The sequence below is a fragment of the Mesorhizobium intechi genome (assembly GCF_002879535.1).
Classification (GTDB): Bacteria; Pseudomonadota; Alphaproteobacteria; order Rhizobiales; family Rhizobiaceae; genus Mesorhizobium; species Mesorhizobium intechi.
On the sequence record NZ_PNOT02000032.1, the window covers coordinates 80,378 to 106,784 of the forward strand.

Below are 26,407 nucleotides of genomic sequence, written 5' to 3' on the forward strand. Positions count from 1 at the left end.
CGGCCCGCCTTTCAGCGGGCCGTTTGTATCTGGTGCCGGGGCCGGTCAGTTGGCCGGTGCTGGAGCAGGGGCGGGCGCCGGTGCCGGAGCAGGAGCGGGTGCCGGAGCAGGGGCGGGCGCCGGAGCCGGTGCTGGAGCAGGGGCTGGAGCCGGTGCTGGTTCCGCCGGCTTGGCCGGTTCAGCGGGCTTCATCGGCTCCGCCGGCGCGGGCGCCGGGGCCGGTGTGCTGGCTGCCGGCGGCTCGGCCGGTGCCGGATGCTCGCCGCGTCTGCCGAAAACGTAGTATGCGACAATCGCCAGGATGACCACGACCAGCGCAATCAGCCAGGGGCTGCCGCCGCCGCTGCCGCTTGGCCTGGGCGTGTCGTTCGATGGATTCGCCATAAAAGTGTCCTCCGTGGATGAAAATGATCAATCAACAGCCATCAACGCGCAACCGTTGAATGGGTTTCACGCTGGCGGAGGAAACCGCCGGAAAACGCGGCGTTCTGGTCCCCCCGCTGCCATCCGACTCAATTGACAGCGGTGACAGTATAGCCGGCTTTGCGGAAATCCTCGACCAGTCCCTCGGGACCGGGGAGATGCAGCGCGCCGACCGCCATGAAGGCATTGCCCCTGGCCAGGATCGGCCCGGCGTGGTCGACCATCACCTTGTTGCGGCTGGTGATCATGGTTTCCTCGAAGGCGGCATAGCCCGAGGGGTCGTTCTGCTCGTCCGGCATGGCGGCGCGGAACAATGGCCAGAACATGCCGGTGTCGCCGCGCTGGTAGAGCACGATCATGGTCTCGTTGATGTCGTTGACCTTGTCGCCGAGCTTCAGCGTGTCGATCAGGCCCTTCATATGAAAGGCGAGCGGCAGCGAGGCCATGGCGCGCAATTGGCTTTCGGCCGTTTCCAGACCCTCCACCGGCTTGCCGGCCGCCTTGGCGCTCTCTGCCAGCTTGACGTCCAGCACCGGTGCCCCGCCGGACTGGCGGGCGAGTTCGCAGGCCGGAAGCGCCATCATCGCCGACAGCATCCACGGTTTCATCTTGGCGACGGTTGCCGGCGGGATGCCGCGCGCGTCGAGTGCTGCATTCATCGCCGCCGCTTCGTCCGGCTTCAGCAAGGATGACAGCGTCGTGGAGTCGGTGAACATCATCAGGTCCGGCTCCTTCAGCATCGCCGCCATCATCTTTTGCTTGTCGAGCACGTCAGTGGTTTCGATGATGAGGGTGCCGGCGGCGTCAAAGGCCTTCTGTGCCTCGGGCGGCAACGTGGTGACGCGCGGGTCGGTCATGTGCATGGTGCCGAACAGGTAGGACGGCTGTTCGCCCGGTTTGTCCAGCTTCCACAGCAGGCCCTTGCCATTCAGCGTGGCGGCGGCTTCCGCCTCGATCTCGCTGTAGGTGGCGGGGCTGCTCTTTTGCAGGGCCGACAGCATGTCGGCACCGCTGCAGGTCGGGACTTCCGCATGCGCCTTGCCGGCCGCGAACAGCAGCACGGCAAGGAAAGACAGGAAAAACAGTACGTTGAGCGCGACAAGCAGCTTCAGCGAGATGGAAGCTGCACGGTCGGCGATGGCAATGACGCGTTTCATGCCCCCTTTCTAGGGGTGAAAAGCGGCAAAACGGTTAATTGATACGTCGAAATTGAATGGGTCACGCCCTTGGATGGGTCGATTCGTAGATTTCCAGCAGCCTTGCGGTGTCGACGCCGGTGTAAATCTGCGTTGTCGACAGGCTGGCATGGCCAAGCAGTTCCTGGATGGTGCGCAGATCGCCGCCACGCCCCAGCAGGTGGGTGGCGAAGGAATGGCGCAGCGCGTGCGGGGTCGCGGTGTCGGGCAGGTTGAGCGCCGAGCGCAGCTTGGCCATGTCGCGCTGGATGATGGCCGGGTTGAGCGGGCCGCCTCGCGCGCCGCGAAACAGAAGCTCTTTCGGATCGAGATGATAGGGGCAGAGCCGGCGGTATTCGGCGATTGCTCGCAGCGCCACCGGCAGCACCGGCACCAGCCGCGTCTTGCCGCCCTTGCCGGTGACGCGCAGCACGGTGTCGGCCTCGGACGCCAGTTCGGCGCCGGCGAGCCCGAGCGCTTCGGAAATGCGCAGGCCCGAGCCGTAGAGCAGCGTCAGCACGGCGGCGTTGCGGGCGGCAATCCAGGGCTCTTCGGCCAGCTGGCCTTCCACCGACACGACCTGTTTGGCGTCGCTCGCCGTCAGCGGTTTTGGCAGCGATTTGGGCTGGCGCGGCGCGCGCAGCGCGGCGGCGCCGGCGGCGTTGACCAGGCCGCGGCGTTCAAGGAAACGCAGCAGCGAGCGGATGCCCGCGAGACCTCGGCCCAGCGTGCGGGCGCCGGCGCCGGCGTTGCGGCGGGCGGCAAGAAAGCCGCGCAGGTCGGCCGGGCGCAGACTGGCGATGTCGGAAATGCCGGGCGAGCCGCCGCAATGGCCGGTGAGGAAATGCAGGAACTGGCGCGTGTCACGCTCATAGGCTTCCACTGTCTCGGGTGACAGGCGCCGTTCACGCGCAAGCATCTTCAGCCAGCTTTCGCGCGCCGCCTGGAGATCGGGTTTCGCCGGGATGAGGAATTCCTGCATGGCGGCATTTTCTTGTATCCGGGTTAGGAAGCGGTGAAGAGCCCGTCATTGAAATGACAGCCTCGTGGGGTTAGAGCAGGCCAAAGGATATTCGCGATGAGCAAACCGCAAAACCCTGTCCAGATGGCCGTGATCGGCGCCGCCCATGGCATCAAGGGCGAACTCAGGGTGAAAACCTTCACCGGCGACCCGATGGCGCTGGCCGATTATGGGCCGCTCTATGCCAGGGACGGTCGCGCCTTCCAAATCACGGACATAAGACCGGCCAACACCGTCGTCGTGGTGCGTTTCAAGGGCATCAGCGACCGCAACGCCGCCGAAGCGCTCGCCGGTACGGAGCTTTTCGTCGACCGCTCCATGCTGCCGGACGATGGCGAGGAGGATGAATTCTACCATGCCGACCTGGTCGGACTGGAGGTTCGCGATGACACCGGCACCGTGCTCGGCAAGGTGGTCGCCGTGCATAATTTCGGCGGCGGCGATATCCTCGACGTGACGCTTGCCGGGCGCAAGGGCGTCCTGATCCCGTTCACGCAGGCCGCCGTGCCTGATGTGTCGATCGCCGAAGGCTTTGTCCGCGTCGACCCGGTGGCGGCCGGGCTGGTCGAGGACGAGGATGGCGATGCGCGGCACGAGGAAGACTTCGACCCGAAGGGCAGGCCGCGCGGACCGCGCGACGCCGGGGGCAACCGGTGACATTCAAGGCCTCGGTGCTGACGCTCTATCCCGAGATGTTTCCGGGCGCGCTCGGCCTGTCGCTGGCGGGCCGCGCGCTGGAGGCCGGCACCTGGTCGCTGGAGGCGATCCAGATCCGCGATTTCGCCACCGACAAGCACCGCACCGTCGACGACACGCCGGCCGGCGGCGGCGCCGGCATGGTGATGCGTGCCGATGTCTTGGCCAGGGCAATCGACCATGCTTCGTCGCCGGGCGATGCGCGTCCGCGCCTGTTGATGAGCCCGCGCGGCAAACCGCTGACACAGGCGCGGGTGCGCGAGCTTGCCGTCGGGCCGGGCGCGGTCATCCTGTGCGGCCGCTTCGAGGGCGTCGACCAGCGGCTGATCGAGGCACGAGGACTAGAGGAAGTCTCGATCGGCGATTTCATCCTTTCCGGCGGCGAGCCGGCGGCGCTCGTGCTGCTCGACGCGGTGGTGCGGCTGCTGCCGGGTGTCATGGGCAATGCGGTGTCGGGCGAGGAAGAGAGTTTTGAAAACGGCCTGCTCGAACATCCGCACTACACAAGGCCGCAGGAATTCGAAGGGCGCGCGATTCCCGAGGTGCTGACGTCAGGCAACCACGCAAGAATAGCGAAATGGCGGCGAAGCGAGTCCGAGAGATTGACCGGAGAACGAAGGCCCGATTTGTTGACCGCGCCGCCGGGCTTGCCGCGAAAGTGAGCCACGCGCGGAGCTCGTCATAAGAAAGGGTCACCATGGCGTTTATCCTCGGCGTTGTCGTCTTCGCTGGCATATTCGGCTACTTGGACAGATACATTGCCTGGCCGGCTGACGGCTCGGACCACGCGCGATGATCGCCGGTCATTTCGGACTTGCCGCGGCCGTCAAGGCGCGTCGCCCAAGCGTGCCGTTCTACGGATTGATGCTGGCGACGGCATGGCTGGACATCGTGTTCGTGCCGCTGCTGCTGACCGGGGCGGAGGGCCTCGTCAAAGCGCCTGACGCGCAGGCAGCCGGATATGGCGCTGCCTTCATCCATGCCTGGTACACGCATTCATTGCTTGGGGCGATCGTGCTCTCGACGATTTTCGGCGCGTTCTTTGCACCGCGATATGGGCGCACGGCGGCAGTCGTCGTCGGCGCGGTGGCATTTTCGCACTGGCTGCTCGATCTGATCGTGCATCGGCCCGACCTGCCCTTGCTGCCGGCAAACGCGCTCGACCTGCCGTTGCTCGGCTTCGGCCTGTGGCGCTATCCCACGGTTTCGGCAGGTCTGGAATTGCTGATCGTGGTCGCCGGTTTTGCTCTCTACTGGCAAGGCGCCGTGGCAGCCAATCGGCGCGCGGCCAAGTCCGTGGGGCTGGCGCACGCGGTTGGTGGCGCCGCACTTGCCGCCGGACTCATCGGGCTTGCCGTCGACTTTTTCTCGGCCGGTTGAAGCCGGATTTCGTCAGCCCTTGCCGAAGTAATAAAACGCCAGAAACAGGCCGACGGCGACGACGAAGCCGCGCACCACGTTTTGCGGCACGCGCTTGGCGATCCATACGCCGGCAAAGCCGCCGAGTGCGCCGCCCGGGATCATGACTATCGCCTGCGGCCAGGCGACGACGCCACCCGAGACGAAGACGATGATCGCCACCGCGGCCACGACCACGGCCAGCATGTTCTTCAGAGCGTTCAGCCGGTGGTAGTCGCCGGCCTGGGTCAGGCCGAGCGTCGCCAGCATCATCACGCCCATGCCGGCGCCGAAGAAGCCGCCATAGATGGCGGTGACGAACTGTGCCAGCAAACCGGCGAGCGAGCCGACAGCCGCCTCATGACCGGGCTTTGGCGCTGGCTTCAGCCACGGCCCGGCGGCAAACAGGGCGGTTGCGCCCAAAAGCAGCCACGGCACCATGACGCGGAAGGACGGGTTGGACAGCGCCAGAAGGATCAGCGCGCCGGCCAGTGCGCCAATCGCCGATATGGCGCAAAGCAGCAGAGCGCCGCGCCAGAAGTGGCGGATGTCGGTCCAGTAGGCGAGCGTCGAGGTGATATAACCCGGGAATTGCGTGACCGAGGAGGTGGCGTTGGCGACGATCGGCGGCACGCCGACCAACGTCATGGCGCCGAAGGTGAGGAAGGTGCCGCCGCCGGCGACCGCATTGGCGGCGCCGGACAGGAAGCCCGCCAGGAACAGCAGGATGGCGTCGAAGACAGACATGGGATGCCGCCGCGGAAAACTCTGTTGTGTCAGGCTTAGAAAGGCCTGAGGATCCGCGCAACCCGGCACGAAGCGATTACGATGGTGCCATGCCGGCAAAAAAGACTCGTTCGCGGGCGTGACAAAGTGCCGAAATAGCTGTATGTCGCCGCCGAACCGGAAGAAGAATCTGCCGGACCCGTCAACAATGACGGTGTAGTCGCCCCTGTCCGATGTCTTGCAGACGAATGTCTCCGAGGCAAAGGACATAGCCGAGCGGTCGATGGAACTGCAAGGCGAGTGTCGGACGCTCTGACTGTCGGAAGAACAAGAAGTGGATTATTGAGATGGATCTCATCCGTCAGCTCGAGGCCGAGCAGGCCGCCAAGATCGAAGCCAAGCGCAAGCTCCCCGAGTTCCAGCCGGGCGACACCGTGCGCGTCCAGGTCCGCGTGACCGAAGGCACGCGCACCCGCGTCCAGGCCTATGAGGGCGTCGTCATCGCCCGCGCCGGTTCCGGCTTCCAGGAAAATTTCACCGTCCGCAAGATCTCCTATGGCGAAGGCGTCGAGCGCGTGTTCCCGGTCTTCTCGCCGATGGTCGAGGGCGTCGAAATCGTGCGCCGCGGCAAGGTGCGCCGCGCCAAGCTCTATTACCTGCGTGATCGTCGCGGCAAGTCGGCCCGTATTTCGGAAAACACCGGCGTGCGCGCCCGCAAGCTCAACGATGAGGAGCGCGACGCGCTGAACGCCGAGAAGGCCCGCATCGAGGCCGAGAAGGTCGCCGCCGCGCAGGCGCTGGCCGCCGAGACGGCCGCCAAGGAAGCCGCCGAGAAGAAGGCCGCCGCCGAGGCTGAGGCAGCCAAGGCCGCCGAGGCGACCCCGGCCGAATAAGGCTTCCGACGAACGAGTTCTGAAAAGGCGGCTTCGGCCGCCTTTTTTCGTTTCACCAGACTGTGAACGCTTTCGGCCCGGAAACGTCATCCGGCCGTTGACAGCATATTATCTTGTGTATTAAATAATCGTGCACAAGATAATTGGAGATTTTACATGGCACTTTACACCACACAGGCGCACGTCACCGGCGGCCGCGCAGGCCATGGCGAGACCAGCGACGGGCTGCTCAAGGTCGACCTGGCGATGCCCAAGGAACTTGGTGGGCCGGGTGGCGCGACCAATCCCGAACAGCTTTTCGCCATCGGCTACGCCGCCTGCTTCGAAAGCGCCATCCGCTTCGTCGCGCGCAAACAGAAGCTGCCGCTCACGGATGCCGGGGTAACCTCCTCCGTCAGCCTGCTTCCCGATGGCGAGGGCTTCAGGCTCGGTGTCGCGCTCGCGGCGCAGACGAAAGGCCTTGATCAGGCGGCCGCGGAAGCGCTTGTATCGGAAGCACACAAGATCTGCCCCTATTCCAACGCCATCCGGGGCAATGTCGAGGTGGCGCTTTCGGTAAAGGCGGCATGACGGGAAAGACCACAAAGAACACCAGCGACGTCCCGACGGAGCCCGCCGGGACGGTCAAGGCGCCTCGACTCGACCAGCAGCTCTGCTTCGCGCTCTATTCGGCGAGTGGGCTGATGACGAAGCTCTATCGGCCGTTGCTCGATCCGCTCGGCCTGACCTATCCGCAATATCTGGTCATGCTGGCGCTGTGGGAGCACGCGCCGAGCACCGTGGGCGCGCTTGGCGAGGCGCTGGGCCTCGATTCCGCGACGCTGACGCCGCTGCTCAAGCGGATGGAGGCGGGCGGGTTCGTCACGCGTCGTCGCGATGCCGCCGATGAGCGCCGCGTGCTGGTCGAACCGACGGCCAGGGGCCAGGCGCTGCGCCCGCGTGCGAAGGATGTGTCCGCCGCACTTGCCTGCAGCGTGCCCCTGCGGCCTGGCGAAGCGAAAGCGCTGCACGCGACGCTCACCCATTTCGTTGCCGATTTGCGCAACGCCGTAGCGAAAGACGCCTCGGCGGACGCGGAAGCGCCGGCTCCTGGTTCGAGATAGCCAGATCATCCCGAAATCGCTGAATTCAGGGCATCCGAATCCCTTTTCGCGCGGGCTGAAGCAGCGGTCCGTCTTGCATGACGCAAACGGAAAGCTAAAGTCGGCCCGGATTTCCTGTAAGCCCATCCGGGCGCCTTCAATTTTCCGGGAGTGTGTCATGACCAAATCGAAACTGCTGCTGGCCGGTCTGCTGGCCCTCGTGCTGGCGCCCGTCGCCGCCTTCGCGCAGGCGCTGCCCGACCTCGGCGGCAAACAAGTGGTGGTGGTGACCGAAAACGCCTATCCGCCGCTGCAGTTCATCGACCCCAAGACGGGCAAGCAGATCGGCTGGGAATATGACGCCATGAACGAAATCGCCAAGCGGCTCAATTTCAAGGTCGAGTACCGGAACACCTCCTGGGACGCGATGATCCAGGCGGTCTCCGACAATCAGTACAACATCGGCATGACCGGCATCACCATCAAGGACGACCGCAAGGAGAAGGTCGACTTCTCCGACCCCTATATGCGCTCGGAGCAATTCATGCTGGTGCGCGGTGACGAAAGCCGCTTCACCGACGCCAAGACCTTCGGCGCCTTCAAGGACGGGCTGATCGGTGCGCAGCCCGGCACCACGCCCTTCTACACCGCCGTCTACAGCGTGCTCGACGGCAATGAGCAGAACCCGCGCATCAAACTGTTCGAGACTTTTGGCGCCACGGTGCAGGCGTTGAAATCAGGCGATGTCGATGTCGTGCTGACCGACGGCACCGCCGGCAAGGGCTATGTCGATGCTTCCGAGGGCAAGCTGAAGCTGATCGGCGGCCCGCTCGGCACCGAGGATTTTGGCTTCATCTTCCCGAAGGGATCGGACCTGGTGAAGCCGGTCAACGCCGCGATCGCCGCGCTCAAGGCGGACGGCACGTTCGATGCGCTGAACAAGAAGTGGTTTCTTGACTACAAGATGGGACAGTAGGCCCTGTTGTCGCGCGTGTGGGATGATGCGCAGAAACTCGCGCTGAGTTTGCGTTTGGCGCAATCTTGATGCAGGGCCATTCCTCCGCCAAAGCCGAATTCCCCTGGTGGCTTGCCACTGCCGCCGTGCTTGCACTGGCGGCGGCCTTGTTCATCGCGGCCAGCGATCTCTATGCCCAGGTCTTCGCCACGGTCGCCAAGGGCATCGGCATCACCGTCTTTGTCACCGTCGTCGCCTTCGCCATGGCGTCGATCATCGGTCTCGGCATTGCGCTGATGGGCTTGTCGGGTTCGCCCTGGCTTCGGCAGATCGCGCGCTTCTATGTCGAGATCATCCGCGGCGTGCCGATCCTGGTGCTGTTGTTCTGGATCGCCTTTGCCGGCGCGCCGGCCTTCGTCGCGGCGTGGAACGCGCTGACCGCGCCGCTGCAAGGCGCGGGCTATCTCGGCGAGCTTCTGGTGCGCGACGTGTCGCTGTTGTGGCGTGCCATCATGGCGCTGACCATCGGCTACTCCGCCTTCATCTCGGAGGTCTTTCGCGCCGGCATCCAGGCGGTCGAGAAGGGTCAGATCGAGGCGGCCAAGGCGCTTGGGCTGAGCCGCGCGCAACGCTTCCGGCTGATCGTCTTTCCGCAGGCCATCCGCACAATATTGCCGCCGCTCGGCAATGATTTCGTCGCTCTCGTCAAGGATTCCTCGCTGGTCTCGGTGCTCGGCGTCGCCGACATCACCCAGATGGGCAAGATCTATGCCGCCGGCTCGTTCCGCTTCTTCGAGACCTATTCGATCGTGGCCTATATCTATCTCATCCTCACCGTCGGCCTGTCGCTGGCGCTCAGGGCGCTGGAGCGGCGCCTGCGCCGGCAGCACGAGGAATAGTTTTCGGGTGAGGACAGGGTTACGATCCTGTCGACACCGAAGGAGGTCTCATGATCATCGACAAGGCCAATGCGGCGCTGGATTCCGTCTATGGCGCCGACACGCCGGAAACGCTAGCGCAGGCCTATGCCGCCTGGGCCGCGACCTATGACAGCGAGACCGCCTCGCTCGGCTATCTCCTGCCGTTCCTGATCACCGCATGGGTGGCGCGCCATGTTCCGGCTGGCGAAGGGCCGCTGCTCGACGCCGGCTGCGGCACCGGCCTGTCGGGTCCGTCGCTGAAGGCGCTGGGTTATGGCGACATTGCGGGGCTCGACCTGTCGGACGACATGCTCAAGATCGCCGGCAGCCGCAACGCCTATTGCGAGCTGAAACAGGCGATGCTGGGCGGGAAGCTGCCCTGGCCGGACGGTCATTTCCGCGCCTTCTTCTCCACCGGCGTGTTCACCATCAGCCACGCGCCGGCGGCGGGCCTGCACGAACTGGTGCGCATCACCAGAAAGGGCGGCCACGCCATCTTCACCGTGCGCGACCAGGTGTTTGAAAGTGGTGGTTTTCAGGCCGTGTTCGATGAACTGGAGCAGGCAGACAAATGGCGGCCGGTCGAGCAAAGCCCATGGTTCCGCTGCTATGCCATCGCCGAGCCGGACGCGCTGGTGAAGACGTTTGTGTTCGAGGTGATGTGAATGGTGCGTTCCTCCCTTCTCCCGCTGTGGGAGAAGTGGCCTGGCGAAGCGAGGTCGGATCAGCTTGCGCATGGCGGCACTCCGTCACTCACCCGTCTCGGCGCCGCGCGCCGATCCGCCTTCTCCCGCCAGGGCAGAAGGGAGCCGCGCAGCGCACGCCGCAATTGCCGAAAAGCCAAAACATTGGTATGAGCCACGCCATGGAAGAGCTTTTTGGCGATCCGGCTTACAAGGGGTTCGTGCTGCAGGACAGAAAACGCCTGCCGTCGCGCTTCTCCGCGCGCGTCTGCGGCGCTTTGACCAGCCGACTTAGCTAGATCGCTTTCGCCGGGCCAAGGGCTTGCGGCGTTACCAGCTTCCCCTTCTCATATCGACGGATTTACGCACATGAGCGCACCGCGCACCCTCTACGACAAGATTTTCGACGACCACGTCGTCGACCGCCAGGACGACGGCACCTGCCTGCTCTATATCGACCGCCACCTCGTCCATGAAGTGACCAGCCCGCAGGCCTTCGAGGGCCTGCGCCTGAGCGGCCGCAAGGTCCGGCATCCGGAAAAGACGCTGGCCGTGGTCGATCACAATGTCTCGACCTCGCCCGAGCGCAAGTTCGGCATCAAGAACGAGGAAAGCCGCATCCAGGTCGAGGCGCTGGCCAAGAACGCCAAGGACTTCGGCGTCGAATATTATTCCGAGAACGATATCCGCCAGGGCATCGTCCACATCATCGGACCGGAACAGGGCTTTACGCTGCCCGGCATGACCATCGTCTGCGGCGACAGCCACACCTCCACGCATGGCGCGTTCGGCGCGCTGGCGCACGGCATCGGCACGTCGGAAGTCGAGCATGTGCTGGCGACGCAGACACTGATCCAGCGCAAGGCCAAGAACATGCTGGTGCGCGTCGACGGCCAGCTGCCGGAAGGCGTCACCGCCAAGGACATCATCCTGGCCATCATCGGCGAGATCGGCACCGCCGGCGGCACCGGCTATGTCATCGAATATGCCGGCGAGGCGATCCGCTCGCTGTCGATGGAAGGCCGCATGACGATCTGCAACATGTCGATCGAGGGCGGCGCGCGCGCAGGCCTGATCGCCGCCGACGAGACCACCTTCGCCTATGTCAAGGACAAGCCGCGCGCGCCGAAGGGCGCGGCCTGGGACGCCGCGCTCGCCTATTGGAAGACGCTGCAGTCCGACGAAGGCGCGCATTTCGACAAGGTGATCGTGCTCGACGCGGCCAAGCTGCCGCCGATCGTCTCATGGGGCTCCTCGCCCGAGGATGTCGTCTCGGTGCAAGGCATCGTGCCGAACCCGGACGATATCGCCGATGAGAACAAGCGCACCTCCAAGCAGCGCGCGCTGGACTATATGGGTTTGACGCCGGGCACCAAGATCACCGACATCGCGCTCGACCGCGTCTTCATCGGCTCGTGCACCAATGGCCGCATCGAGGATCTGCGCGCCGCCGCCAAGGTGATCGAGGGCAAGACCGTGAATCCGCGCGTCAACGCCATGATCGTGCCGGGCTCCGGCCTGGTCAAGGAACAGGCGGAAGCCGAGGGTCTCGACAAGATCTTCCGCGCCGCCGGTTTCGACTGGCGCGAGCCGGGTTGCTCGATGTGCCTTGCCATGAACGACGATCGGCTGAAGCCGCATGAACGCTGCGCCTCGACCTCGAACCGCAATTTCGAGGGAAGGCAAGGCTTCAAGGGCCGCACCCACCTGGTGTCGCCGGCCATGGCGGCGGCGGCGGCGATCGCCGGCCACTTCGTCGACATCCGCGACTGGAAATAAGCTCCGATCCACACGTTCCGATGATTACCGGACCCCGGATCGCATTGCGGTTCCGGGGTCTTTTTCGTTCGCGCGGTCCGCATATTCGTCCGGGCTTAACCGCTTGTTTGGGCTTGCGCCCCTAAGGTCTTCCCGCACGTCATGCGAGGGGAAGTCACCGTCCTTTGGACACCGGCCTGTTCATAGCGCTGCTCAATCCGACGATCGCGCTGGCCCTCGGCGCGGCCTTCTTCGTGCTATGGACCTATCAGCGCCACCGCCCCTATCTCTCCGTTCTGGCGATGAGTTATTGTTTCTCGGCGGCCGGTTTCCTGCTCCAGTATTTCACCTTGCCGATCGGCATGGTGCTGACCAAGCTTTTGTCCAACATCTGCTTTACCCTTGGTGCCTGCTGCCTGTCCGGCGCCATCGTTGTCCGCTATGGCCGCAAGGTGCCCCGTCTCGGGATTGGCGTTCTGGCGGCCGGTGGACTGGCGTCCTTGTGCTGGTTCCTGTTCGTATCGCCGGATCTCACCTGGCGCATCCTGTCGATGAATTTCGCCTTCGGCGGCATCAGCCTTCTGGTCGCCGCCGAATTGCGGCCGGTGCGCAACAATGGGCCGACCGAGAAGATCCTGTTCGTGCTGGCGCTGCTGTCGGGCGTCAACTTCTTCGTGCGGACCCTCGTCGTCGTCATCGCGCACGGGCCGTTCACCAGCTATGACGGGTTCTACAGCTCGTCTTACTGGACGACGGCGCTGCTGTCGCAGGCGCTGCTGTCCCTGCTGATCGCGCTTTGCCTGTTCACCGCCGCGGCCCTCGACGTCATGAAGGCGCTGAAGGCCGAGACTCACACCGATCCGTTGTCTGGCCTGCTCAACCGGCGCGGCTTCGAGGAGCGCGCCGCCCAGCTCCTGCGGCACTGCGCGGTGGCCAGGTTTCCGGTCGCGCTGGTGCTGGCCGACCTCGATCATTTCAAGGCGCTCAACGATGTGCACGGGCATGCCGCCGGCGATCGGGTGATCGCCGATTTCGCCGCCAAGCTCCGGTCGGCTACCGGCGCGCGCGGTGCCGCCGGTCGCATCGGCGGCGAGGAGTTCGCCGTACTCCTGCCCTTGAGCGATCTCGCCGCCGCGCGGCTCTTCGCCGAGGCGGTGCGCACGCTCTACTCGGCAGGCGGCGTCGACGGGCTTCCCCCAGGCACCAAGGTCACCGCCAGTTTTGGCGTGGCCGCCCGCAGCGGCGAGGAAGCGCTGGAGCCGTTGATGCGGCGTGCCGACGAGGCGCTTTACAAGGCCAAGAAAAACGGCCGCGACAGCGTGCGCCTGTCCTACGAACGGCCCGAAACGCTGTTCGTGCCGGAGCCGTCCAAGGTCGGCTGAAGCCGTACATCCCAGCCCACGTTAACGTCTTTTTCGCCCCTCGATGTTTAGGTGAGACACGGGGTGCGAAAGAGATGAGCGGCGCGAACTTCATCCTGTTGATCAATCTGTCGGTTGCCGGCCTGCTGGCGGCATCCTTCATGGCGGTCGCGTTTCATGATGTCGGACGGGCCCCGGCGCGCTGGTTTGCTTCTGGCTATGTCCTGGGCATGGCCTATTCGGCGATCGAATTCAGCATTCCCGCCTTCACCGATGCCCGGCTGCCGGTGGTCACGGCCTTCGCGGTTTTCCTTGGCGCAACAATAGCCTTCAACGTCGGACTGGCCCGCAAATACGGCGTGGCGCCGCCATGGTCGCCGATGCTGTTCTTCCTGGTCGCCGCCACCATCGTCGTCTATTTCGTGCAAGACCTGCCACGCCAGTCGCTGGGGCGCATGATGGCCTACCAGCTCCCCTATGCCGTCATGCAATTCGTCGGATTGGCCATCGTCTGGTCGTCCCGGCAAAGACGTGGCCGGCTCGATCGCATCCTGATGGCGGTGCTCGCCGCCAGCGCTGTGCAGTTCGCTTCAAAGCCCTTCATCGCGCATGCGCTCGGCGGCTGGGGCGCCAATCCCCAGGCCTATCTGCAAAGCAACTACGCGCTGGTGTCGCAATCGCTAGGCACCGTCTTTGCCCTGGCCATGGCGCTGCTGACGCTGGCCATCCTGGTCGGCGATGTGTTGGCCGAAGTGACGTCGAGATCGGAGACCGATACGCTCTCCAGACTGCTCAATCGCGGTGCTTTCACGCGCCAGGCCGAGCAGGCCGTGCTTGGCGCCATGCGGCAAGGCGTACCGGTCGCGCTCGTCATCGCCGATCTCGATCATTTCAAGAGCATCAACGACAATTTCGGCCATGCCTCCGGCGACCAGGTGATCGAGGCCTTTGCCGGTTTCCTGCGCGCCGCCGCCGCCGGGCACCATGTCGCGGGCCGCATCGGCGGCGAGGAATTCGCCATCATCCTGACCGGAACCAATCTGGCCGCCGCCCGGCTGTTCGCCGAGGGCACGCGCAGCGCGTTCGGCGCGCTGCCCATCGACGGGCTGCCGGCAGACATCAGCTGCACGGCGAGTTTCGGGGTTGCCGAACTTCATCCCGGTGAAACCATCGCCGATCTCATGCGACGCGCCGACGAGGCACTCTACCTGGCAAAGAATGCCGGGCGCGACTGCGTGCGTGTCTCGGCCGGGCCGGGCGGCGAGTGGTCGTCCAGCGCGATCGCCATCAATTCCAGGTCAGCATGACCTCGGTCGAATCGTCATCCTGATCCACCGCTTCGCCGTTTGCGGAAACGGCGACCTGTAATAGAGGGTCTCACCGTCGCGTGGAAACGGCGAACCATTCTAACTCCTTGTTTTGAAGCAATTCCCAAGGGAAAGCGCTACGCGCTTTTCCCGGGAAAACCGCTCACCTTTCCTGGAATTGCTAGCGGCAGGGGCTGAGTTCGGGCATCTCGCCGTCGGAAAGCCCGTACATATAGGCGCGGCCTTTGACGAAGACCGGCGGCCGGTAGCAATCGCCATAGCCTGAAATCTCGTCGGATTCGTTCTGGTAGATCACCTTGGGCTGGCCGGCGCCGGTGTAGTCGGCCAGCTTCTTGGCCAGCTTGCCTTCGCCGACGATGATGCGCTTGTAGCCGGCGGCGCTGTCGATGACGAGATTGCCGAAGGAATCGGCGTAGACGCGATCCTGGTGGCGGCCATTGGCCAGCGTGGGCGTCGCCAGGCCGGCGAGCGAGACCGCCACCATAAGCGCCAAGAGGCGTGATCTGCTTGAGTTCGAACGCATGGTCTTCCCGATGGTTAGAGGCCAAAGCGCGTCAGACGCGCTTTCTGGTTACGTGTTTGGATGCATGTCGTTGCCCCAAAACCGCCGACGCACTTTTGGGCGACATGTCTGGCTCCTCGAATCAGAAATTAACCTTTTCTTAACCTTTGTTAAGAGGCCGGCGCGCTGCGCGGCGATGTCTCGTCAAACATGGTTAATTTCCGAGTGGAGGGAAAACCCGATAGCCATCATTCGGCCATGCTTGGCGGCACCATCGCGGCCGGCGTCGAATGGGCCCCGAAGGCAGCCTCGGGGCAACCTTGATCTTGGCGCAACATCGTGGCTAGTCTGCCGCGCGGGAGGACAGCATATGGGATTGCGCCGGACGGTTTGGGTGTCCGTTTTCCCGTTGCTTGCCGTCGTTGCGGCCTGTGTGCCGCAGGATGGCGCGCCGAAGGCGGCCAATGTCGTCTCGCCTGCGCCGGCTCGGCAGTCCATCTCGGCCGCGCCGCCGCCGGCATTCGCGCCTCCGGTACCGGCAACCAAGATCACCACCGATCTCACCGCGCCGCGATCGACAGTGGGTACGGCAACTTACGGATGCGGCAATGGCAGCGCGATCACCATTCAGAATCTCGGCTCGTCGTTGCGTGTGATCGAGCCGAACGGCACGACCGAAGAGTTTGCGGCGTCGCCGGCCAACCAGTCCAGCCGCTACCAGGAGGCCGCCACGCATAACGCAATCGTGATCGACGGGCGTGAGGCGCTGGTGATGAAGAGGGGCTCGACGCCACAGACCTGCAGACGCTAAGGCCACACGGCCGGGAGTCGCGTATGCTGCACTGCAACGATATCGAACCGACTTTGGCCCTCCACCCCTAATCGATTGAAGCGCGAGCCTGCCTTTTTGTCAGACTAAATGACGTTTTCAAAACGATTTTCTGGCTTTGACGCGGTGCAAAAAGAGCATTAGAAACCGCCTGTCCGAAGTCGCAACCGGAAGCGGCAGTGCCGTATTCCATCCGAGGCTCCAGAGACGCCGAACCTGGGGGAGCCATGAGCAAATCACCAGCCACCCGCGAATTCGCCAGGCGTGAGCGGCCGCTTTCGCCGCACCTGACGATCTACCGGCCGCCGATCACCATGACGATGTCGATCGTCCATCGCATCACCGGCGGGGCGCTCTATTTCGGCACGCTGCTGGTCGCCGCCTGGCTGATGGCGGCGGCGAGCTCGCAGGCGACCTTTGACTGGGTGAACTGGGCCTTCGGCACCTGGCTCGGCCGCCTGATCCTGTTCGGCTACACCTGGGCGCTGATGCACCACATGCTGGGCGGTCTGCGCCACCTGGTCTGGGATACGGGCACCGGGCTGGAAAAGCATACGGCCTCGAAGATCGCCTGGGCGACGCTTGTCGGCTCGGTCCTGCTCACCTTGCTGATCTGGATCGCCGGCTACATGGCGCGAGGAGCCTGATCATGAGCGGCAAGAACAATACCGATATGCGCACGCCGATGGCGAAAGTCCGCGGTCTCGGCTCCGCCCGCGAGGGCACCGGCCATTTCTGGCGTCAGCGCCTGACCGCCATCGCCAACATCCCGCTGATGCTGTTCTTCGTCGGGTTCCTGATCGCGCTCAACGGCGCCGGCTATGCGGAAGTGCGCGCGGCGCTCGCCAATCCGTTCGTGGCGCTGATGCTTACCCTGGTGCTCGTCTCCGGCCTGATCCATATGCGGCTCGGCATGCAGGTGATCATCGAGGATTACGTGGCCGGCGAAGGCATGAAGCTGGCGCTGATCGCCCTCAACACATTTTTCACCGTAGCGGTCGGCGTCGCCTCGATCTTCGCCCTGCTCAAGCTGGCATTCGGAGGCTGAGTTGGCCAAGGACGCGAAACAAGCCAACACGGCAGGCTATACCTATGTCGACCACAAGTTCGACGTGGTGGTCGTCGGCGCCGGCGGTGCCGGCCTGCGCGCCACGCTCGGCATGGCCGAACAGGGCCTGCGCACTGCCTGCATCACCAAGGTGTTCCCGACCCGTTCGCACACGGTGGCGGCGCAAGGCGGCATTGCCGCTTCGCTTGCCAATATGGGCCCCGACAATTGGCAATGGCATCTCTTCGATACCGTCAAGGGTTCGGACTGGCTGGGCGACATCGACGCCCAGGAATACATGGTCCAGCAGGCGCCGGCCGCCGTCTACGAGCTCGAACATTACGGCGTGCCGTTCTCGCGCACCGAAGAGGGCAAGATCTATCAGCGGCCGTTCGGCGGCATGATGATGAATTTCGGCGAAGGCCCGCCGGTGCAGCGCACCTGCGCGGCCGCCGACCGCACCGGCCATGCCATGCTGCACACGCTCTACGGCCAGTCGCTGAAGCACAACGCGCAGTTCTTTATCGAGTATTTCGCGCTCGACCTGATCATGGAGCCGGACGGCACCTGCACCGGCGTCGTCGCCTGGAACCTCGATGACGGCACCATCCACCGTTTTTCGGCCAAGATGGTGGTGCTGGCGACCGGCGGCTATGGCCGCGCCTATTTCTCGGCCACCTCGGCGCACACCTGCACCGGCGATGGCGGCGGCATGGCCGCGCGGGCGGGATTCCCGCTTCAGGACATGGAGTTCGTGCAGTTCCATCCGACCGGCATCTATGGCGCCGGCTGCCTGATCACCGAAGGGGCGCGCGGCGAGGGCGGCTATCTCGTCAATTCCGAAGGCGAGCGCTTCATGGAGCGCTATGCCCCGTCGGCCAAGGACCTTGCCTCGCGCGACGTCGTCTCGCGCTGCATGACGCTGGAAATCCGCGAAGGCCGCGGCGTCGGCCCGAAGAAGGATCACATCTTCCTGCACCTCGACCATCTCGACCCGGCCGTCCTGCACGAGCGGCTGCCTGGCATTTCGGAATCGGCAAAAATCTTTGCCGGCGTCGACCTGACCAAGGAGCCGATCCCGGTGTTGCCGACCGTGCACTACAACATGGGCGGCGTGCCGACCAACTATTGGGGCGAAGTGCTCAATCCCACCGCCGAGAACCCCGACCGGGTGTCGCCCGGACTGATGGCGGTCGGCGAGGCCGGCTGCGCCTCGGTGCACGGCGCCAACCGGCTGGGTTCGAACTCGCTGATCGATCTGGTGGTGTTCGGCCGCGCGGCGGCGATCCGTGCTGGCCAGGTCATCGACCGCAAATCGGCGATCCCGTCACCCAACGAAGCCTCGGTCGAGAAGATCATGGATCGCTTCGACCGGCTGCGCCACGCCAACGGCTCGACGCCGACGGCCGTGCTGCGGGAGAAGATGCAGAAGGCAATGCAGGAAGACGCCGCCGTGTTCCGCACGCAGGAATCGCTGGACAGCGGCTGCGAGCGCATTTCGCACATCTGGGGCGAACTGAAGGACATCAAAGTGTTCGATCGCTCGATGATCTGGAACTCCGATCTGGTCGAGACGCTGGAGCTGGAAAACCTGATGGCCAACGCCATCACCACGGTCCATGGCGCCGCGGCGCGCAAGGAGAGCCGCGGCGCGCATGCGCGGGAGGACTTTACGGCCCGCGATGACAAGGTCTGGCGCAAGCACACGCTGGCCAAGGTCAGCGAAGACGGCAAGGTGACGCTCAGCTATCGGCCGGTGCACACCGAACTGCTGCTCAAGGAAGAGGACGGCGGCATCAGTCCAGCCAAGATCGCGCCCAAGGCCAGGGTGTATTGACAATGGCGCTGGCGGCCGCGGGATATTCCGGCAAGCCCCTTCCGGCCAAGCTCGGCCTGAAGGACGGCATGACTGCCGCCTTCATCGCGCTGCCGCCGGAGCTCGACGAACTGGCCGGCGCCGTCAATTTCGCCGAAGTCGACCGGCTGTTCGATTGGTCTGCCATTTCGGGCAGCCATCAAAGATACGACGCCGTCCACGCCTTCACCAAACAACGCGCCGAGATCGAGGATCGCCTCGGCGATATCGAGGCCGCGATCAAGCGTGATGGCATGATCTGGGTGTCGTGGCCGAAGAAGGCATCGAGGGTGCCGACCGACGTCACCGAGGGCATCGTGCGCACCGAAGCGCTGAAGCGCGACCTTGTCGACGTCAAGGTCGCCGCCGTGAATGAAGTCTGGTCCGGGCTGAAGCTCGTCATCCGAAAGGACCTGAGGTAATGGTCGAACTGACGCTCCCCAAGAATTCGAAGATCCAGCAGGGCAAGACCTGGCCCAAGCCGGAAGGCGCCACCAATCTGCGGGAATACCGCATTTATCGCTGGTCGCCGGACGATGACGAGAACCCGCGCATCGACACCTATTTCGTCGACATGGACGATTGCGGGCCGATGGTGCTCGACGCGCTGCTGTGGATCAAGAACAAGATCGACCCGACGCTGGCCTTGCGCCGGTCCTGCCGCGAAGGCATTTGCGGCTCCTGCGCCATGAACATCGACGGCTCCAACACGCTGGCCTGCACCAAGGGCTGCGACGACATTTCCGGCGCCGTCAAAGTCTATCCGCTGCCGCATATGCAGGTGGTGAAGGACCTGGTGCCCGACCTCACCAATTTCTATGCCCAGCACGCCTCGATCCAACCGTGGCTGAAGACGGTGTCGCCGGAGCCGGCCAAGGAGTGGCTGCAGAGCCATGAGGACCGCGAAAAGCTCGACGGGCTCTACGAGTGCATATTGTGCGCCTGCTGCTCGACCTCCTGCCCGAGCTACTGGTGGAATGGCGACCGCTATCTCGGCCCGGCAACCCTCTTGCAGGCCTATCGCTGGCTGATCGACAGCCGCGACGAGGCCAAGGGCGAGCGGCTCGACAATCTCGAGGACCCGTTCCGGCTCTATCGCTGCCACACCATTATGAACTGCGCGCAGACCTGCCCCAAGGGCCTCAACCCGGCCAAGGCGATCGCCGAGATCAAGAAGATGATGGTAGAGCGACGGGTCTGACGTCGAAATTACCTGGCGATTTCTTTCTTGCCGCCGTGGTGGCGCTCCGCGCTTGCCGGCCCGATCCTTTTCAAACATGCCGTTTGCCGGGCGGGTGCCGAGGGAGTCTTGGCGAGTAATATTAGCTATAACTTAAGTAATTGATTGCTGAGGGCGTGTGATTTGCTGACATTGCCTTAGTATAGTTTTAAGAAGACATCGATATCCACTTTCGAGATCGCGGTTCGAGTGTAAGGCGGTGCGCGGCTTCATCGTGAATGGGTATTCAGTATCTGGGCCGCTGATCAGCGCCGCAACAGTCGGATCGCTCACTTGGCTTGTGTCGCTGATTTATTTTCAGGACAAGCAGCTGCTCGCGGTTCTCGGCCTGGGGCTTTTGCTCGCGCTTCTCTGGCTTGACGGCTTCCGGGAGAGGAAGGCGGATCGGCAACACAGGCGGTTCAGACCCTATTTCTCGCTCCTCCCCTGCCTTCTGTTCCTTGTCTATGTCTATCTGGAAAGCGTCTTCGGCTATTTCGACTGGGGTGCGATGTTCATGCATGCCGGCGCCGGGATGGTTACGCCCAGTGTTGTTTTCGAGTATTTGTGGAATACCGGAAGCACGATACTGGTTATTTTGGCCGTTCTTTTCGGTCTCGGCGCCCTGAAGGCGCGCGGCACGCTGACCAGAGGATTGGATTTCGCCCTGATGGCGCTTTTCCTGGCGGCCAACCCGATGCTGACGCGTCCGATCGCGGCGGCGATTCATCCCAATCCGCTGCATGATTTCCTGTCCAGACGGTTCGTCGATATTATCGCTTTGGCAGAGCCGCAGGTTGCGGCAGCGTCCGTGACGGCCGCGCCAAAAAACCTCGTTCATATTTTCATCGAGAGCGCCGAGCGCACCTACATGAACGAGGCGGAGTTCGGCGACGTCATGGGTCCGCTGCTGGAATTCGACAGGCGTGGCGTTTCGGCGGGCAACATGGTGCAGCTTGCCTACACCAACAACTCCATCTCAGGGATGGTCGCCGCGAATTGTGGAACGCCGCTGCTGATAACGTTCTTCACATCGCGCCAGTATCTGGAGGAGCATTCGCAATTCCTGCCTGGCCTGACCTGCCTGGGCGATGTCCTGAAGGCGCGGGGCTATCGGCAGAACTTTGTTACGGGTTGGCCACTCAGCTTCACCGGTCAAGGGGCATTCTATTCCACCCATGGCTACTCATCGCTTTTCGGCGGTCGCGAAGTGGTGGCCGCCGTCGCTGGGCGCGGCAACAGTTTCGGCGCCGACGACGCGGAAGTCCTCGATCTGAGCTTCGACATTTTGCGGCGCGCGCAGCGCGATGGCGAGCCGTTCTCCCTGACGATCGCCGTCAGCGGCGGGCATGCGATGGATGGTTACCTGACCGAAAAATGTATCGGCAAGACAGGACTTCCTCCGCAAGCTCCCAATATTCTCCATGCCGTGAAATGCACCAACATGCTCGTTGCCGACTTCATTCACAAAGCCGAGGCCGAAGGTCTGATGGCGAACACCGTCCTGGCGCTGCAAAGCGACCATCTCAGCGCGCCGAGCGCTGTGACGGACCGCCTGAACAAGTATGAACGACGCAACTTTTTCTCCCTGTCGGGGGATGGCATCCCGTCCAAAACATATGCCGGACTTTCGGGCACGATCGACATATTTCCCACCATCCTCGACGCGCTGGGTGTGCCGCCCTCCAATGGTCAGGCTGCCCTTGGCGTCTCGCTGCTCGGCGATCGGCCGACGCTGATCCAGGAGCTCGGGCAGGGCCAGTTGGATGGCGCGATCTATGCCGAGGACATCCTCGTCAGATCATTCTGGCAGACGAAACCTGAGCGAAAGGCCGCCGCGCCTGGCACCGATGCGCTCTAGTGCCGAAGCGCGCCGGTGCAGGTGTCCGATGCCAGATGGCGCCTGACGCGGGAAAAGGACTGAAAAGTGTGACGCTTCGTAGCGCATCCGGCGATCGAAAACAGAAGACGTTACGCGAACGGCCATGGTATCGGGAGCTTTGGGTATAGAAATCCATGAGCGAAGACCTTCCTATCCTCTCCCCCATCGAAGCGCGCGTGCTCGGCTGCCTGATCGAAAAGAAGGAGCTGACGCCGGATGTCTATCCGCTGACGCTCAACGCAGCCCTTGCCGCCGCCAACCAGAAGACGGCGCGCGACCCGGTCATGGCGCTGGAGCAGACTGAGGTGCACCGGGCACTGAAGCTGCTCGAGCAGAAGGGGCTGGTGCGGCAGATGTTCGGCTCGCGCGTCGAGCGCTACGAGCATCAGATGGCGCAGCGCTTCTCGCTGACCACGCCGCAGACCGCCTTGATCGGCCTGCTCCTGCTGCGCGGGCCGCAGACGGCGCACGAACTGTTGGCTCGAGCCGAGCGCATGGCGCGGTTTTCATCGATCGAAGATCTGCGCGGTGAACTCGACATGCTGATCGGCCGCCGGCCGCCGCTGGTGCAAGAAATCCCGCGCGGGCCAGGCCAGCGCGAGGACCGCTACGTGCATCTTCTCGCCGGCCCGGTGGACGTTGCGGCCTTATCGGCGCAGCGCAGTGCGCCGGCCATGCCTCACTCCGACCTGGAAGCGAGGGTGGAGGCGCTGGAGCAGGAGCTCGCTGCCCTTCGCGCCAGGCTCGACGCGCTGGGCGGTTGAGGCCGCCTGGACTTGCTCGAATGAAAACGCCGGCTCTCAGGCCGGCGTTCGTGGCGTCAGGTCCCCTCCGCTCAGCCGAGCCTGGCGTCGAGCGACACCTTTATGGCGCCAAGCGCCTTGGAGACCGGGCATTCGGCCTTGGCCTTCTCGGCCAGTTCCTTGAATTTCGCCGCATCGATGCCAGGCACCTTGCCGACCAGCGTGATCGCGCTGCCGGTGATGCCGGTGCCTGGAACCAGCGTCACCACGGCCTTGGCGTCGAGTTCGGCCGCGGGCGTGCCGTTCTCGGCCAGGAAGTGCGAAAGCTGCATGGCGTAGCAGCCGGCATGCGCGGCCGCGATCAGCTCTTCCGGGTTGGTGCCGGATTTGCCGCTTTCATCCTCGAAGCGCGCCTTGAACGAATAGGGCGTGCCCTTGAGCGTCCCGCTCTGGCTGTCAAGCGTGCCCTTGCCATCTTTCAGATTGCCTTTCCAGACGGCGGTTGCGGTGCGGTCCATGAAGTCCTCCTTGGTTGTCGTGAACTTGGCCCGGGTGAGCCCCGGCGTCCGGTCAACTATAGCGCGGGTGCACGCGAAGACCACTGCGCTGTTTGGACCACGGCACGATGACGGCTCATTCCCTTCCGAAAACATTCGGGGCTTCCGGAAAAAATATCGGCGCAAAAATGTCGACTTCGATAGGGCCCGGCCGTCCTGTGGGCGGCCATGGGATTTGTGGCCTGATGGAGGTTCACATGCACAATCTGTTTTTCGCACTGTGGAAGAGCGTGGGCCACGGGCCTGAGCGACAGGAAGACTTCTGGCTGGATCCGCCGGCGCCCGCCTTCGGACGGCTGCTTGCGGCGGTCGCCATCATCGGGATCGCGGCATGCCTTCTCGACCATGCGGCGGTCGAGGGCAAGGCTGGCACGCTCGTCATCGCGTCCTATGATTTGTCTCAGCAGGGGGGCTCGCAATGAAATATGTCTGCCTGGTCTATGGCGAGGAAAAAGACCTCTACGCGTTGACCGCGGAGCGCGGGGCCAAGCTCGACGCGGATTCACTGGCTTATGACCGGTCCTTGGACCAGGAGGGCAAACTGATCATCGCGCAGGCGCTGCAATCGGTGAGAACGTCGAAGTCGGTGCGGCGGCGCGGCGGCAAACGCCTCGTCACCGATGGCCCCTTCGCCGAAACCAAGGAGCAGCTGCTCGGCTTCGTCATGGTAGAGGCCGGCACTCTCGACGAAGCGCTGGACATCGCCGCCGGCATTCCGCTGGCCGAACTTGGTACGATCGAGGTCCGGGCGATCTACACCATACCGGGGTCCTAGGCGGCGCCTGGCTTCAACGGCGCAGATTGCTTGTTTCATCGCCTAAGCTTCACCAGCCGCAATTGAATTTTCTTCGCGGAAAGCAACTCTCGCGTGTTGAAGCAGCGCGACAGTTCTCTTATCGTCCCTTGGATCTCCGGGGGTTTCGACATGCCTTTCCTGATTGCTGTCCTTGGCGTGCTGGGAGCGGCTGCGTTCTGGTGGTACCGAATGAAGGCCATGAACGATGCCGCGCGCGAGGTCGCCGATGTCGTCGGGCGCGTACAGGGCAATATCAGGCGCAAGAAGCTGCGCAAGCAGGCGGCCCTGTCGCCGCTGACGGCGATCGACGATCCGGTGGTGGCCGCCGCGACGCTGATTACATCGATCGTCGCCGAGAATGGGCATATCCTGCCGCAGCGCGAGGCCGTCATCCGCGCTGTCATTTCCGAGATCGCCGACAAGAAGAAGACCGACGAGGCGGTGATCTACGCCAAATGGGCGGCCTCACAGATCGACGACACCACCGTCGTCATCGACAAGCTGGCGCCGTTCCTGCGCGAGCGTCTCGACGTCGCCGAGCGCAACGATCTGCTGCGGATGGTCAACCGCGCCGCCCAGGGTGGCGAGAAGCGCCTCGAGATCGCCGACCAACGCATGCTGCGGCTGCGGCAGAAGCTGGGTTTTGAAGTGAACTAGGCTGTGCCGCCAAGGCGGTGGTGAACGCAGCATGGTGGCAATGCCTCGCGCACGCGACCACTATCGCTGCTTGGCATGTCGGAATTGGGCGACCCCTTAGCGCCTTTCATCGCGGCTCCCTCACCGCGACCGGCATAGATTATCGGTCAGTCGATTGGCTCACGGAGAATTCGCATGCGCGGTCATTGTCTATGTGGCGCCATTGCTTTCGAGGTCGATGGTCCGGCACAAGCATGCGTGAGTTGTCATTGTGAAAGTTGTCGGCGGCAATGTTCCGCGCCGATGACCACCTATATCGGTGTCCTCGACAATCAATGGCGATGGTTGGGCAAGCCACCGAAGGTATTCAACTCTTCTCCCGGTGTGGAAAGAACGTTTTGCGATCACTGTGGCTCGCCGCTGTCCTTCCGCTCAAAGAAGATGTCGGGTGTCATGCATTTCTTTGCCACCGCTATGGAAGAGCCGGAAAAATTTGCACCAACGCTGCATGTCGCTTTCGAGGAGAAGCTCCCCTGGCTGAAACTCGCCGACGGGCTGCCGACACGCGTTGGGCCTGACTACACGAAAGGCTAGATCGCCTCGCCTTTCAGCAGCCTCGGCGTGTCCGCGGACAATCCCGACGCCTGCCGGATGAAAAACTCCTTCAGGCGCGGCATGCGCTCGACGAGGCCGAGGCCGATGTCGCGGACGGTGCGCAGCGGGGTGATGTCGTTGGAAAACAGCCGGTTCAGCACATCCGTCGTGACGCCCATCTGCAGCGTGTCGAAACGGCGCCATTGCTGGTAGCGTTCGAGCACGTCGAGCGCGCCGATGTCCTGGCCGAGCCGGTCGGCCTCGACGATTACCTCGGCAAGCGCCGCCACATCCTTGAAGCCGAGATTGAGGCCCTGGCCGGCGATCGGATGGATGCCGTGGGCGGCGTCGCCGGCAAGGGCCACGCGCGGGGCGACGAAGGCGCGCGCGATGGTCAGGCCAAGCGGCCAGGCGCGCGGCTTGTCGGCGACGCGGATCTCGCCGAGCTTCAGGCCGAAACGCTGTTCGAGTTCATGCTCGAAGACGAGATCGTCGCCTTCCACCAGCGCTTTGGCATCCTCCGTGCGTTCGACCCAGACGATCGACGACCGGTTGGTGCCGTCTTCGTCGGGTTTCAGCGGCAGCGTGGCAAAGGGGCCGGCCGGCAAAAAGTGTTCCTCGGCCCGGCCGTTGTGCGGCCGTTCATGCGCCACGGTGCAGACGATGCCGGACTGGCCATAGTCCCACTTCACGGTCTTGACGCCGGCCATGTCGCGCAGCTTCGAATTGACGCCGTCGGCCGCGACCAGCAACCGTGCGGTCAGCGCGGCGCCGTCGGCCAGATGCACCGTGATGCCGGCGCCATTGGTCACGAAACCCTGCACGGCGACGCCTTCGATAATGTCGATGCCGAGCGTTTCGGCCCTGGCGCGCAAGGCGCCGTTCAGCGACTTGTTGGCGACCATATGGGCGAAGGGCTCGCCCGGCGCCACTTCGCCGCCAAAGGTCAGGAACACCGGGCGCACCGGATCGGCGCTGCGCGAATCGGTGATGATCATCTCGGTGATCGCCTGCGCCCGCGGCGCGATCTCGGCCCAGACGCCGAGCTGGTCGAGCATGCGGCAGGCGGCCGCGGCGATGGCCGAGGCGCGGCCGTCCCTTTGCCAGGCGCCAGCGGGCGCGGCATCGACCAGCGCCACGGCCAGGTGCGGCCGCGCCTGCTTCAGCGAGACGGCGGTGGCCAGGCCGACATAGCCGGCGCCGGCGACGAGAACATCGAGCCCGGATCTGGTCTTGGCGTCCGCCTTGCGTTCCATTGTCTTGGCTCCTTGCGCGCCGGCCTGGCCCGGCGCCCTTGACGGCTCGTTCTTCCTGTCGGAAACCGCCA

At 64.0% G+C, this 26,407-nt stretch carries 31 protein-coding genes; 24 read left to right on the forward strand and 7 right to left on the reverse strand.

The annotated features are described in order from the left end of the window. Positions 1 to 45: 45 nt before the first annotated feature. The 3 genes from C1D09_RS33415 to C1D09_RS02585 form a co-directional block, all read right to left on the reverse strand. A complete protein-coding gene (locus C1D09_RS33415; protein ID WP_208760339.1) occupies positions 46 to 384 on the reverse strand; it encodes a hypothetical protein in 339 nt (112 codons plus the stop codon). Between the two features lie 128 nt (positions 385 to 512). Further along, positions 513 to 1,580, reverse strand: a complete 1,068-nt coding sequence (locus tag C1D09_RS02580) for a TraB/GumN family protein (protein WP_143972841.1) — start codon at positions 1,578 to 1,580, stop codon at positions 513 to 515. 61 nt (positions 1,581 to 1,641) lie between these two features. Then, complete coding sequence (locus C1D09_RS02585) at positions 1,642 to 2,580, reverse strand: tyrosine recombinase XerC (protein ID WP_143972842.1); 939 nt, start codon at positions 2,578 to 2,580, stop codon at positions 1,642 to 1,644. 96 nt (positions 2,581 to 2,676) lie between these two features. On the opposite strand from C1D09_RS02585, the gene rimM reads away from it, so the two are divergent. The 3 genes from rimM (at position 2,677) to C1D09_RS02600 (ending at position 4,695) form a co-directional block, all read left to right on the forward strand. After that, the gene (rimM, locus tag C1D09_RS02590; protein ID WP_143972843.1) at positions 2,677 to 3,276 is read left to right on the forward strand and encodes a ribosome maturation factor RimM; all 600 of its coding nucleotides are present in this window, start codon (positions 2,677 to 2,679) and stop codon (positions 3,274 to 3,276) included. Then, a complete protein-coding gene (gene trmD / locus C1D09_RS02595; protein WP_143972844.1) occupies positions 3,273 to 3,977 on the forward strand; it encodes a tRNA (guanosine(37)-N1)-methyltransferase TrmD in 705 nt (234 codons plus the stop codon). Before rimM ends, trmD begins: the two co-directional genes overlap by 4 nt. 130 nt (positions 3,978 to 4,107) lie before the next feature. Then, positions 4,108 to 4,695: a permease gene (locus tag C1D09_RS02600; protein WP_143972845.1), complete on the forward strand. Its 588-nt coding sequence runs from the start codon at positions 4,108 to 4,110 to the stop codon at positions 4,693 to 4,695. Between the two features lie 12 nt (positions 4,696 to 4,707). Here C1D09_RS02600 and C1D09_RS02605 read toward each other — a convergent pair whose 3' ends face one another. Then, positions 4,708 to 5,460 carry a sulfite exporter TauE/SafE family protein gene (locus C1D09_RS02605; protein WP_143972846.1) on the reverse strand — a complete coding sequence of 251 codons (753 nt, stop codon included), beginning with the start codon at positions 5,458 to 5,460 and terminating at the stop codon, positions 4,708 to 4,710. A 326-nt stretch (positions 5,461 to 5,786) separates the two neighbouring features. On the opposite strand from C1D09_RS02605, the gene rplS reads away from it, so the two are divergent. From rplS to C1D09_RS02655, 9 genes are all read left to right on the forward strand, one after another. After that, complete coding sequence (gene rplS / locus C1D09_RS02610; protein ID WP_019862024.1) at positions 5,787 to 6,332, forward strand: 50S ribosomal protein L19; 546 nt, start codon at positions 5,787 to 5,789, stop codon at positions 6,330 to 6,332. A gap of 156 nt (positions 6,333 to 6,488) precedes the next feature. After that, a complete protein-coding gene (locus tag C1D09_RS02615; protein WP_143972847.1) occupies positions 6,489 to 6,902 on the forward strand; it encodes an organic hydroperoxide resistance protein in 414 nt (137 codons plus the stop codon). After that, entirely contained in the window at positions 6,899 to 7,435 is a 537-nt protein-coding gene (locus C1D09_RS02620; protein ID WP_143972848.1) for a MarR family winged helix-turn-helix transcriptional regulator, read from the forward strand. Before C1D09_RS02615 ends, C1D09_RS02620 begins: the two co-directional genes overlap by 4 nt. A 157-nt stretch (positions 7,436 to 7,592) precedes the next feature. Then, positions 7,593 to 8,390: a transporter substrate-binding domain-containing protein gene (locus C1D09_RS02625; protein ID WP_143972849.1), complete on the forward strand. Its 798-nt coding sequence runs from the start codon at positions 7,593 to 7,595 to the stop codon at positions 8,388 to 8,390. A 68-nt stretch (positions 8,391 to 8,458) separates the two neighbouring features. Next, positions 8,459 to 9,268 carry an amino acid ABC transporter permease gene (locus C1D09_RS02630; RefSeq protein ID WP_143972850.1) on the forward strand — a complete coding sequence of 270 codons (810 nt, stop codon included), beginning with the start codon at positions 8,459 to 8,461 and terminating at the stop codon, positions 9,266 to 9,268. A 50-nt stretch (positions 9,269 to 9,318) separates the two neighbouring features. Next, positions 9,319 to 9,954: a class I SAM-dependent DNA methyltransferase gene (locus C1D09_RS02635; RefSeq protein WP_143972851.1), complete on the forward strand. Its 636-nt coding sequence runs from the start codon at positions 9,319 to 9,321 to the stop codon at positions 9,952 to 9,954. A 387-nt stretch (positions 9,955 to 10,341) separates the two neighbouring features. Next, complete coding sequence (leuC, locus tag C1D09_RS02645; RefSeq protein WP_019862016.1) at positions 10,342 to 11,751, forward strand: 3-isopropylmalate dehydratase large subunit; 1,410 nt, start codon at positions 10,342 to 10,344, stop codon at positions 11,749 to 11,751. 164 nt (positions 11,752 to 11,915) lie between these two features. Next, positions 11,916 to 13,112 carry a GGDEF domain-containing protein gene (locus tag C1D09_RS02650; RefSeq protein WP_143972852.1) on the forward strand — a complete coding sequence of 399 codons (1,197 nt, stop codon included), beginning with the start codon at positions 11,916 to 11,918 and terminating at the stop codon, positions 13,110 to 13,112. Between the two features lie 74 nt (positions 13,113 to 13,186). Further along, on the forward strand, positions 13,187 to 14,398 hold the full coding sequence (locus C1D09_RS02655) for a GGDEF domain-containing protein (RefSeq protein ID WP_143972853.1): 1,212 nt from the start codon (positions 13,187 to 13,189) through the stop codon (positions 14,396 to 14,398). Positions 14,399 to 14,579: 181 nt separating this feature from the next. Here the strand turns inward: C1D09_RS02655 and C1D09_RS02660 are convergent, their stop codons facing one another. Beyond that, positions 14,580 to 14,942 carry a hypothetical protein gene (locus tag C1D09_RS02660; RefSeq protein ID WP_143972854.1) on the reverse strand — a complete coding sequence of 121 codons (363 nt, stop codon included), beginning with the start codon at positions 14,940 to 14,942 and terminating at the stop codon, positions 14,580 to 14,582. A 349-nt stretch (positions 14,943 to 15,291) separates the two neighbouring features. On the opposite strand from C1D09_RS02660, the gene C1D09_RS02665 reads away from it, so the two are divergent. From C1D09_RS02665 to C1D09_RS02700, 8 genes are all read left to right on the forward strand, one after another. Further along, positions 15,292 to 15,732, forward strand: coding sequence for a hypothetical protein (locus tag C1D09_RS02665; protein WP_143972855.1), 441 nt, complete (start codon positions 15,292 to 15,294; stop codon positions 15,730 to 15,732). A gap of 245 nt (positions 15,733 to 15,977) precedes the next feature. After that, positions 15,978 to 16,397: a succinate dehydrogenase, cytochrome b556 subunit gene (sdhC, locus tag C1D09_RS02670; protein ID WP_143972856.1), complete on the forward strand. Its 420-nt coding sequence runs from the start codon at positions 15,978 to 15,980 to the stop codon at positions 16,395 to 16,397. A gap of 2 nt (positions 16,398 to 16,399) precedes the next feature. Next, a complete protein-coding gene (gene sdhD, locus C1D09_RS02675; RefSeq protein WP_143972857.1) occupies positions 16,400 to 16,798 on the forward strand; it encodes a succinate dehydrogenase, hydrophobic membrane anchor protein in 399 nt (132 codons plus the stop codon). A 1-nt stretch (position 16,799) separates the two neighbouring features. Further along, the gene (gene sdhA, locus C1D09_RS02680; protein WP_143972858.1) at positions 16,800 to 18,635 is read left to right on the forward strand and encodes a succinate dehydrogenase flavoprotein subunit; all 1,836 of its coding nucleotides are present in this window, start codon (positions 16,800 to 16,802) and stop codon (positions 18,633 to 18,635) included. A gap of 2 nt (positions 18,636 to 18,637) precedes the next feature. Continuing rightward, positions 18,638 to 19,075 (forward strand): DUF3052 family protein, encoded by a 438-nt coding sequence (locus C1D09_RS02685; protein ID WP_143972859.1) that lies wholly within the window; start codon positions 18,638 to 18,640, stop codon positions 19,073 to 19,075. Further along, positions 19,075 to 19,854 (forward strand): succinate dehydrogenase iron-sulfur subunit, encoded by a 780-nt coding sequence (locus C1D09_RS02690; RefSeq protein WP_143972860.1) that lies wholly within the window; start codon positions 19,075 to 19,077, stop codon positions 19,852 to 19,854. Before C1D09_RS02685 ends, C1D09_RS02690 begins: the two co-directional genes overlap by 1 nt. A 238-nt stretch (positions 19,855 to 20,092) precedes the next feature. Continuing rightward, positions 20,093 to 21,733 (forward strand): sulfatase-like hydrolase/transferase, encoded by a 1,641-nt coding sequence (locus C1D09_RS02695; RefSeq protein ID WP_246135635.1) that lies wholly within the window; start codon positions 20,093 to 20,095, stop codon positions 21,731 to 21,733. 155 nt (positions 21,734 to 21,888) lie between these two features. Further along, on the forward strand, positions 21,889 to 22,518 hold the full coding sequence (locus C1D09_RS02700; protein WP_143972861.1) for a YceH family protein: 630 nt from the start codon (positions 21,889 to 21,891) through the stop codon (positions 22,516 to 22,518). Between the two features lie 71 nt (positions 22,519 to 22,589). On the opposite strand, the gene C1D09_RS02705 is transcribed toward C1D09_RS02700, so the two are convergent. Next, positions 22,590 to 23,015, reverse strand: a complete 426-nt coding sequence (locus tag C1D09_RS02705; protein WP_143972862.1) for an OsmC family protein — start codon at positions 23,013 to 23,015, stop codon at positions 22,590 to 22,592. A 107-nt stretch (positions 23,016 to 23,122) separates the two neighbouring features. On the opposite strand from C1D09_RS02705, the gene C1D09_RS33610 reads away from it, so the two are divergent. The 4 genes from C1D09_RS33610 (at position 23,123) to C1D09_RS02725 (ending at position 25,080) form a co-directional block, all read left to right on the forward strand. Further along, positions 23,123 to 23,476 carry a hypothetical protein gene (locus C1D09_RS33610; protein ID WP_246135636.1) on the forward strand — a complete coding sequence of 118 codons (354 nt, stop codon included), beginning with the start codon at positions 23,123 to 23,125 and terminating at the stop codon, positions 23,474 to 23,476. Further along, the gene (locus tag C1D09_RS02715) at positions 23,473 to 23,829 is read left to right on the forward strand and encodes a YciI family protein (RefSeq protein ID WP_143972863.1); all 357 of its coding nucleotides are present in this window, start codon (positions 23,473 to 23,475) and stop codon (positions 23,827 to 23,829) included. Before C1D09_RS33610 ends, C1D09_RS02715 begins: the two co-directional genes overlap by 4 nt. A 150-nt stretch (positions 23,830 to 23,979) precedes the next feature. Beyond that, the gene (locus C1D09_RS02720) at positions 23,980 to 24,507 is read left to right on the forward strand and encodes a hypothetical protein (RefSeq protein ID WP_143972864.1); all 528 of its coding nucleotides are present in this window, start codon (positions 23,980 to 23,982) and stop codon (positions 24,505 to 24,507) included. Between the two features lie 174 nt (positions 24,508 to 24,681). Further along, the gene (locus C1D09_RS02725; RefSeq protein ID WP_143972865.1) at positions 24,682 to 25,080 is read left to right on the forward strand and encodes a GFA family protein; all 399 of its coding nucleotides are present in this window, start codon (positions 24,682 to 24,684) and stop codon (positions 25,078 to 25,080) included. On the opposite strand, the gene C1D09_RS02730 is transcribed toward C1D09_RS02725, so the two are convergent. Further along, positions 25,077 to 26,336, reverse strand: coding sequence for a ubiquinone biosynthesis hydroxylase (locus C1D09_RS02730; RefSeq protein WP_143972866.1), 1,260 nt, complete (start codon positions 26,334 to 26,336; stop codon positions 25,077 to 25,079). The two genes, C1D09_RS02725 and C1D09_RS02730, sit on opposite strands and share 4 nt — an antisense overlap. Positions 26,337 to 26,407: the final 71 nt, after the last annotated feature.

What these genes read in the sequence shown, in the direction of transcription:
- C1D09_RS02625 (WP_143972849.1), top strand. Translation starts at nt 7,593, where the DNA reads ATGACCAAATCGAAACTGCTGCTGGCCGGTCTGCTGGCCCTCGTGCTG.
- C1D09_RS02620 (WP_143972848.1), top strand. Translation starts at nt 6,899, where the DNA reads ATGACGGGAAAGACCACAAAGAACACCAGCGACGTCCCGACGGAGCCC.
- C1D09_RS02720 (WP_143972864.1), top strand. Translation starts at nt 23,980, where the DNA reads ATGCCTTTCCTGATTGCTGTCCTTGGCGTGCTGGGAGCGGCTGCGTTC.
- C1D09_RS02725 (WP_143972865.1), top strand. Translation starts at nt 24,682, where the DNA reads ATGCGCGGTCATTGTCTATGTGGCGCCATTGCTTTCGAGGTCGATGGT.
- rimM (WP_143972843.1), top strand. Translation starts at nt 2,677, where the DNA reads ATGAGCAAACCGCAAAACCCTGTCCAGATGGCCGTGATCGGCGCCGCC.
- C1D09_RS02685 (WP_143972859.1), top strand. Translation starts at nt 18,638, where the DNA reads ATGGCGCTGGCGGCCGCGGGATATTCCGGCAAGCCCCTTCCGGCCAAG.
- C1D09_RS02705 (WP_143972862.1), bottom strand. Translation starts at nt 23,015, where the DNA reads ATGGACCGCACCGCAACCGCCGTCTGGAAAGGCAATCTGAAAGATGGC.
- C1D09_RS02700 (WP_143972861.1), top strand. Translation starts at nt 21,889, where the DNA reads ATGAGCGAAGACCTTCCTATCCTCTCCCCCATCGAAGCGCGCGTGCTC.
- C1D09_RS02655 (WP_143972853.1), top strand. Translation starts at nt 13,187, where the DNA reads ATGAGCGGCGCGAACTTCATCCTGTTGATCAATCTGTCGGTTGCCGGC.
- C1D09_RS02635 (WP_143972851.1), top strand. Translation starts at nt 9,319, where the DNA reads ATGATCATCGACAAGGCCAATGCGGCGCTGGATTCCGTCTATGGCGCC.
- C1D09_RS02630 (WP_143972850.1), top strand. Translation starts at nt 8,459, where the DNA reads ATGCAGGGCCATTCCTCCGCCAAAGCCGAATTCCCCTGGTGGCTTGCC.
- C1D09_RS02615 (WP_143972847.1), top strand. Translation starts at nt 6,489, where the DNA reads ATGGCACTTTACACCACACAGGCGCACGTCACCGGCGGCCGCGCAGGC.
- C1D09_RS02580 (WP_143972841.1), bottom strand. Translation starts at nt 1,580, where the DNA reads ATGAAACGCGTCATTGCCATCGCCGACCGTGCAGCTTCCATCTCGCTG.
- sdhC (WP_143972856.1), top strand. Translation starts at nt 15,978, where the DNA reads ATGAGCAAATCACCAGCCACCCGCGAATTCGCCAGGCGTGAGCGGCCG.
- C1D09_RS33415 (WP_208760339.1), bottom strand. Translation starts at nt 384, where the DNA reads ATGGCGAATCCATCGAACGACACGCCCAGGCCAAGCGGCAGCGGCGGC.
- C1D09_RS02600 (WP_143972845.1), top strand. Translation starts at nt 4,108, where the DNA reads ATGATCGCCGGTCATTTCGGACTTGCCGCGGCCGTCAAGGCGCGTCGC.
- C1D09_RS02605 (WP_143972846.1), bottom strand. Translation starts at nt 5,460, where the DNA reads ATGTCTGTCTTCGACGCCATCCTGCTGTTCCTGGCGGGCTTCCTGTCC.
- leuC (WP_019862016.1), top strand. Translation starts at nt 10,342, where the DNA reads ATGAGCGCACCGCGCACCCTCTACGACAAGATTTTCGACGACCACGTC.
- rplS (WP_019862024.1), top strand. Translation starts at nt 5,787, where the DNA reads ATGGATCTCATCCGTCAGCTCGAGGCCGAGCAGGCCGCCAAGATCGAA.
- C1D09_RS02690 (WP_143972860.1), top strand. Translation starts at nt 19,075, where the DNA reads ATGGTCGAACTGACGCTCCCCAAGAATTCGAAGATCCAGCAGGGCAAG.
- C1D09_RS02660 (WP_143972854.1), bottom strand. Translation starts at nt 14,942, where the DNA reads ATGCGTTCGAACTCAAGCAGATCACGCCTCTTGGCGCTTATGGTGGCG.
- C1D09_RS33610 (WP_246135636.1), top strand. Translation starts at nt 23,123, where the DNA reads ATGACGGCTCATTCCCTTCCGAAAACATTCGGGGCTTCCGGAAAAAAT.
- sdhD (WP_143972857.1), top strand. Translation starts at nt 16,400, where the DNA reads ATGAGCGGCAAGAACAATACCGATATGCGCACGCCGATGGCGAAAGTC.
- C1D09_RS02585 (WP_143972842.1), bottom strand. Translation starts at nt 2,580, where the DNA reads ATGCAGGAATTCCTCATCCCGGCGAAACCCGATCTCCAGGCGGCGCGC.
- C1D09_RS02715 (WP_143972863.1), top strand. Translation starts at nt 23,473, where the DNA reads ATGAAATATGTCTGCCTGGTCTATGGCGAGGAAAAAGACCTCTACGCG.
- C1D09_RS02730 (WP_143972866.1), bottom strand. Translation starts at nt 26,336, where the DNA reads ATGGAACGCAAGGCGGACGCCAAGACCAGATCCGGGCTCGATGTTCTC.
- C1D09_RS02665 (WP_143972855.1), top strand. Translation starts at nt 15,292, where the DNA reads ATGGGATTGCGCCGGACGGTTTGGGTGTCCGTTTTCCCGTTGCTTGCC.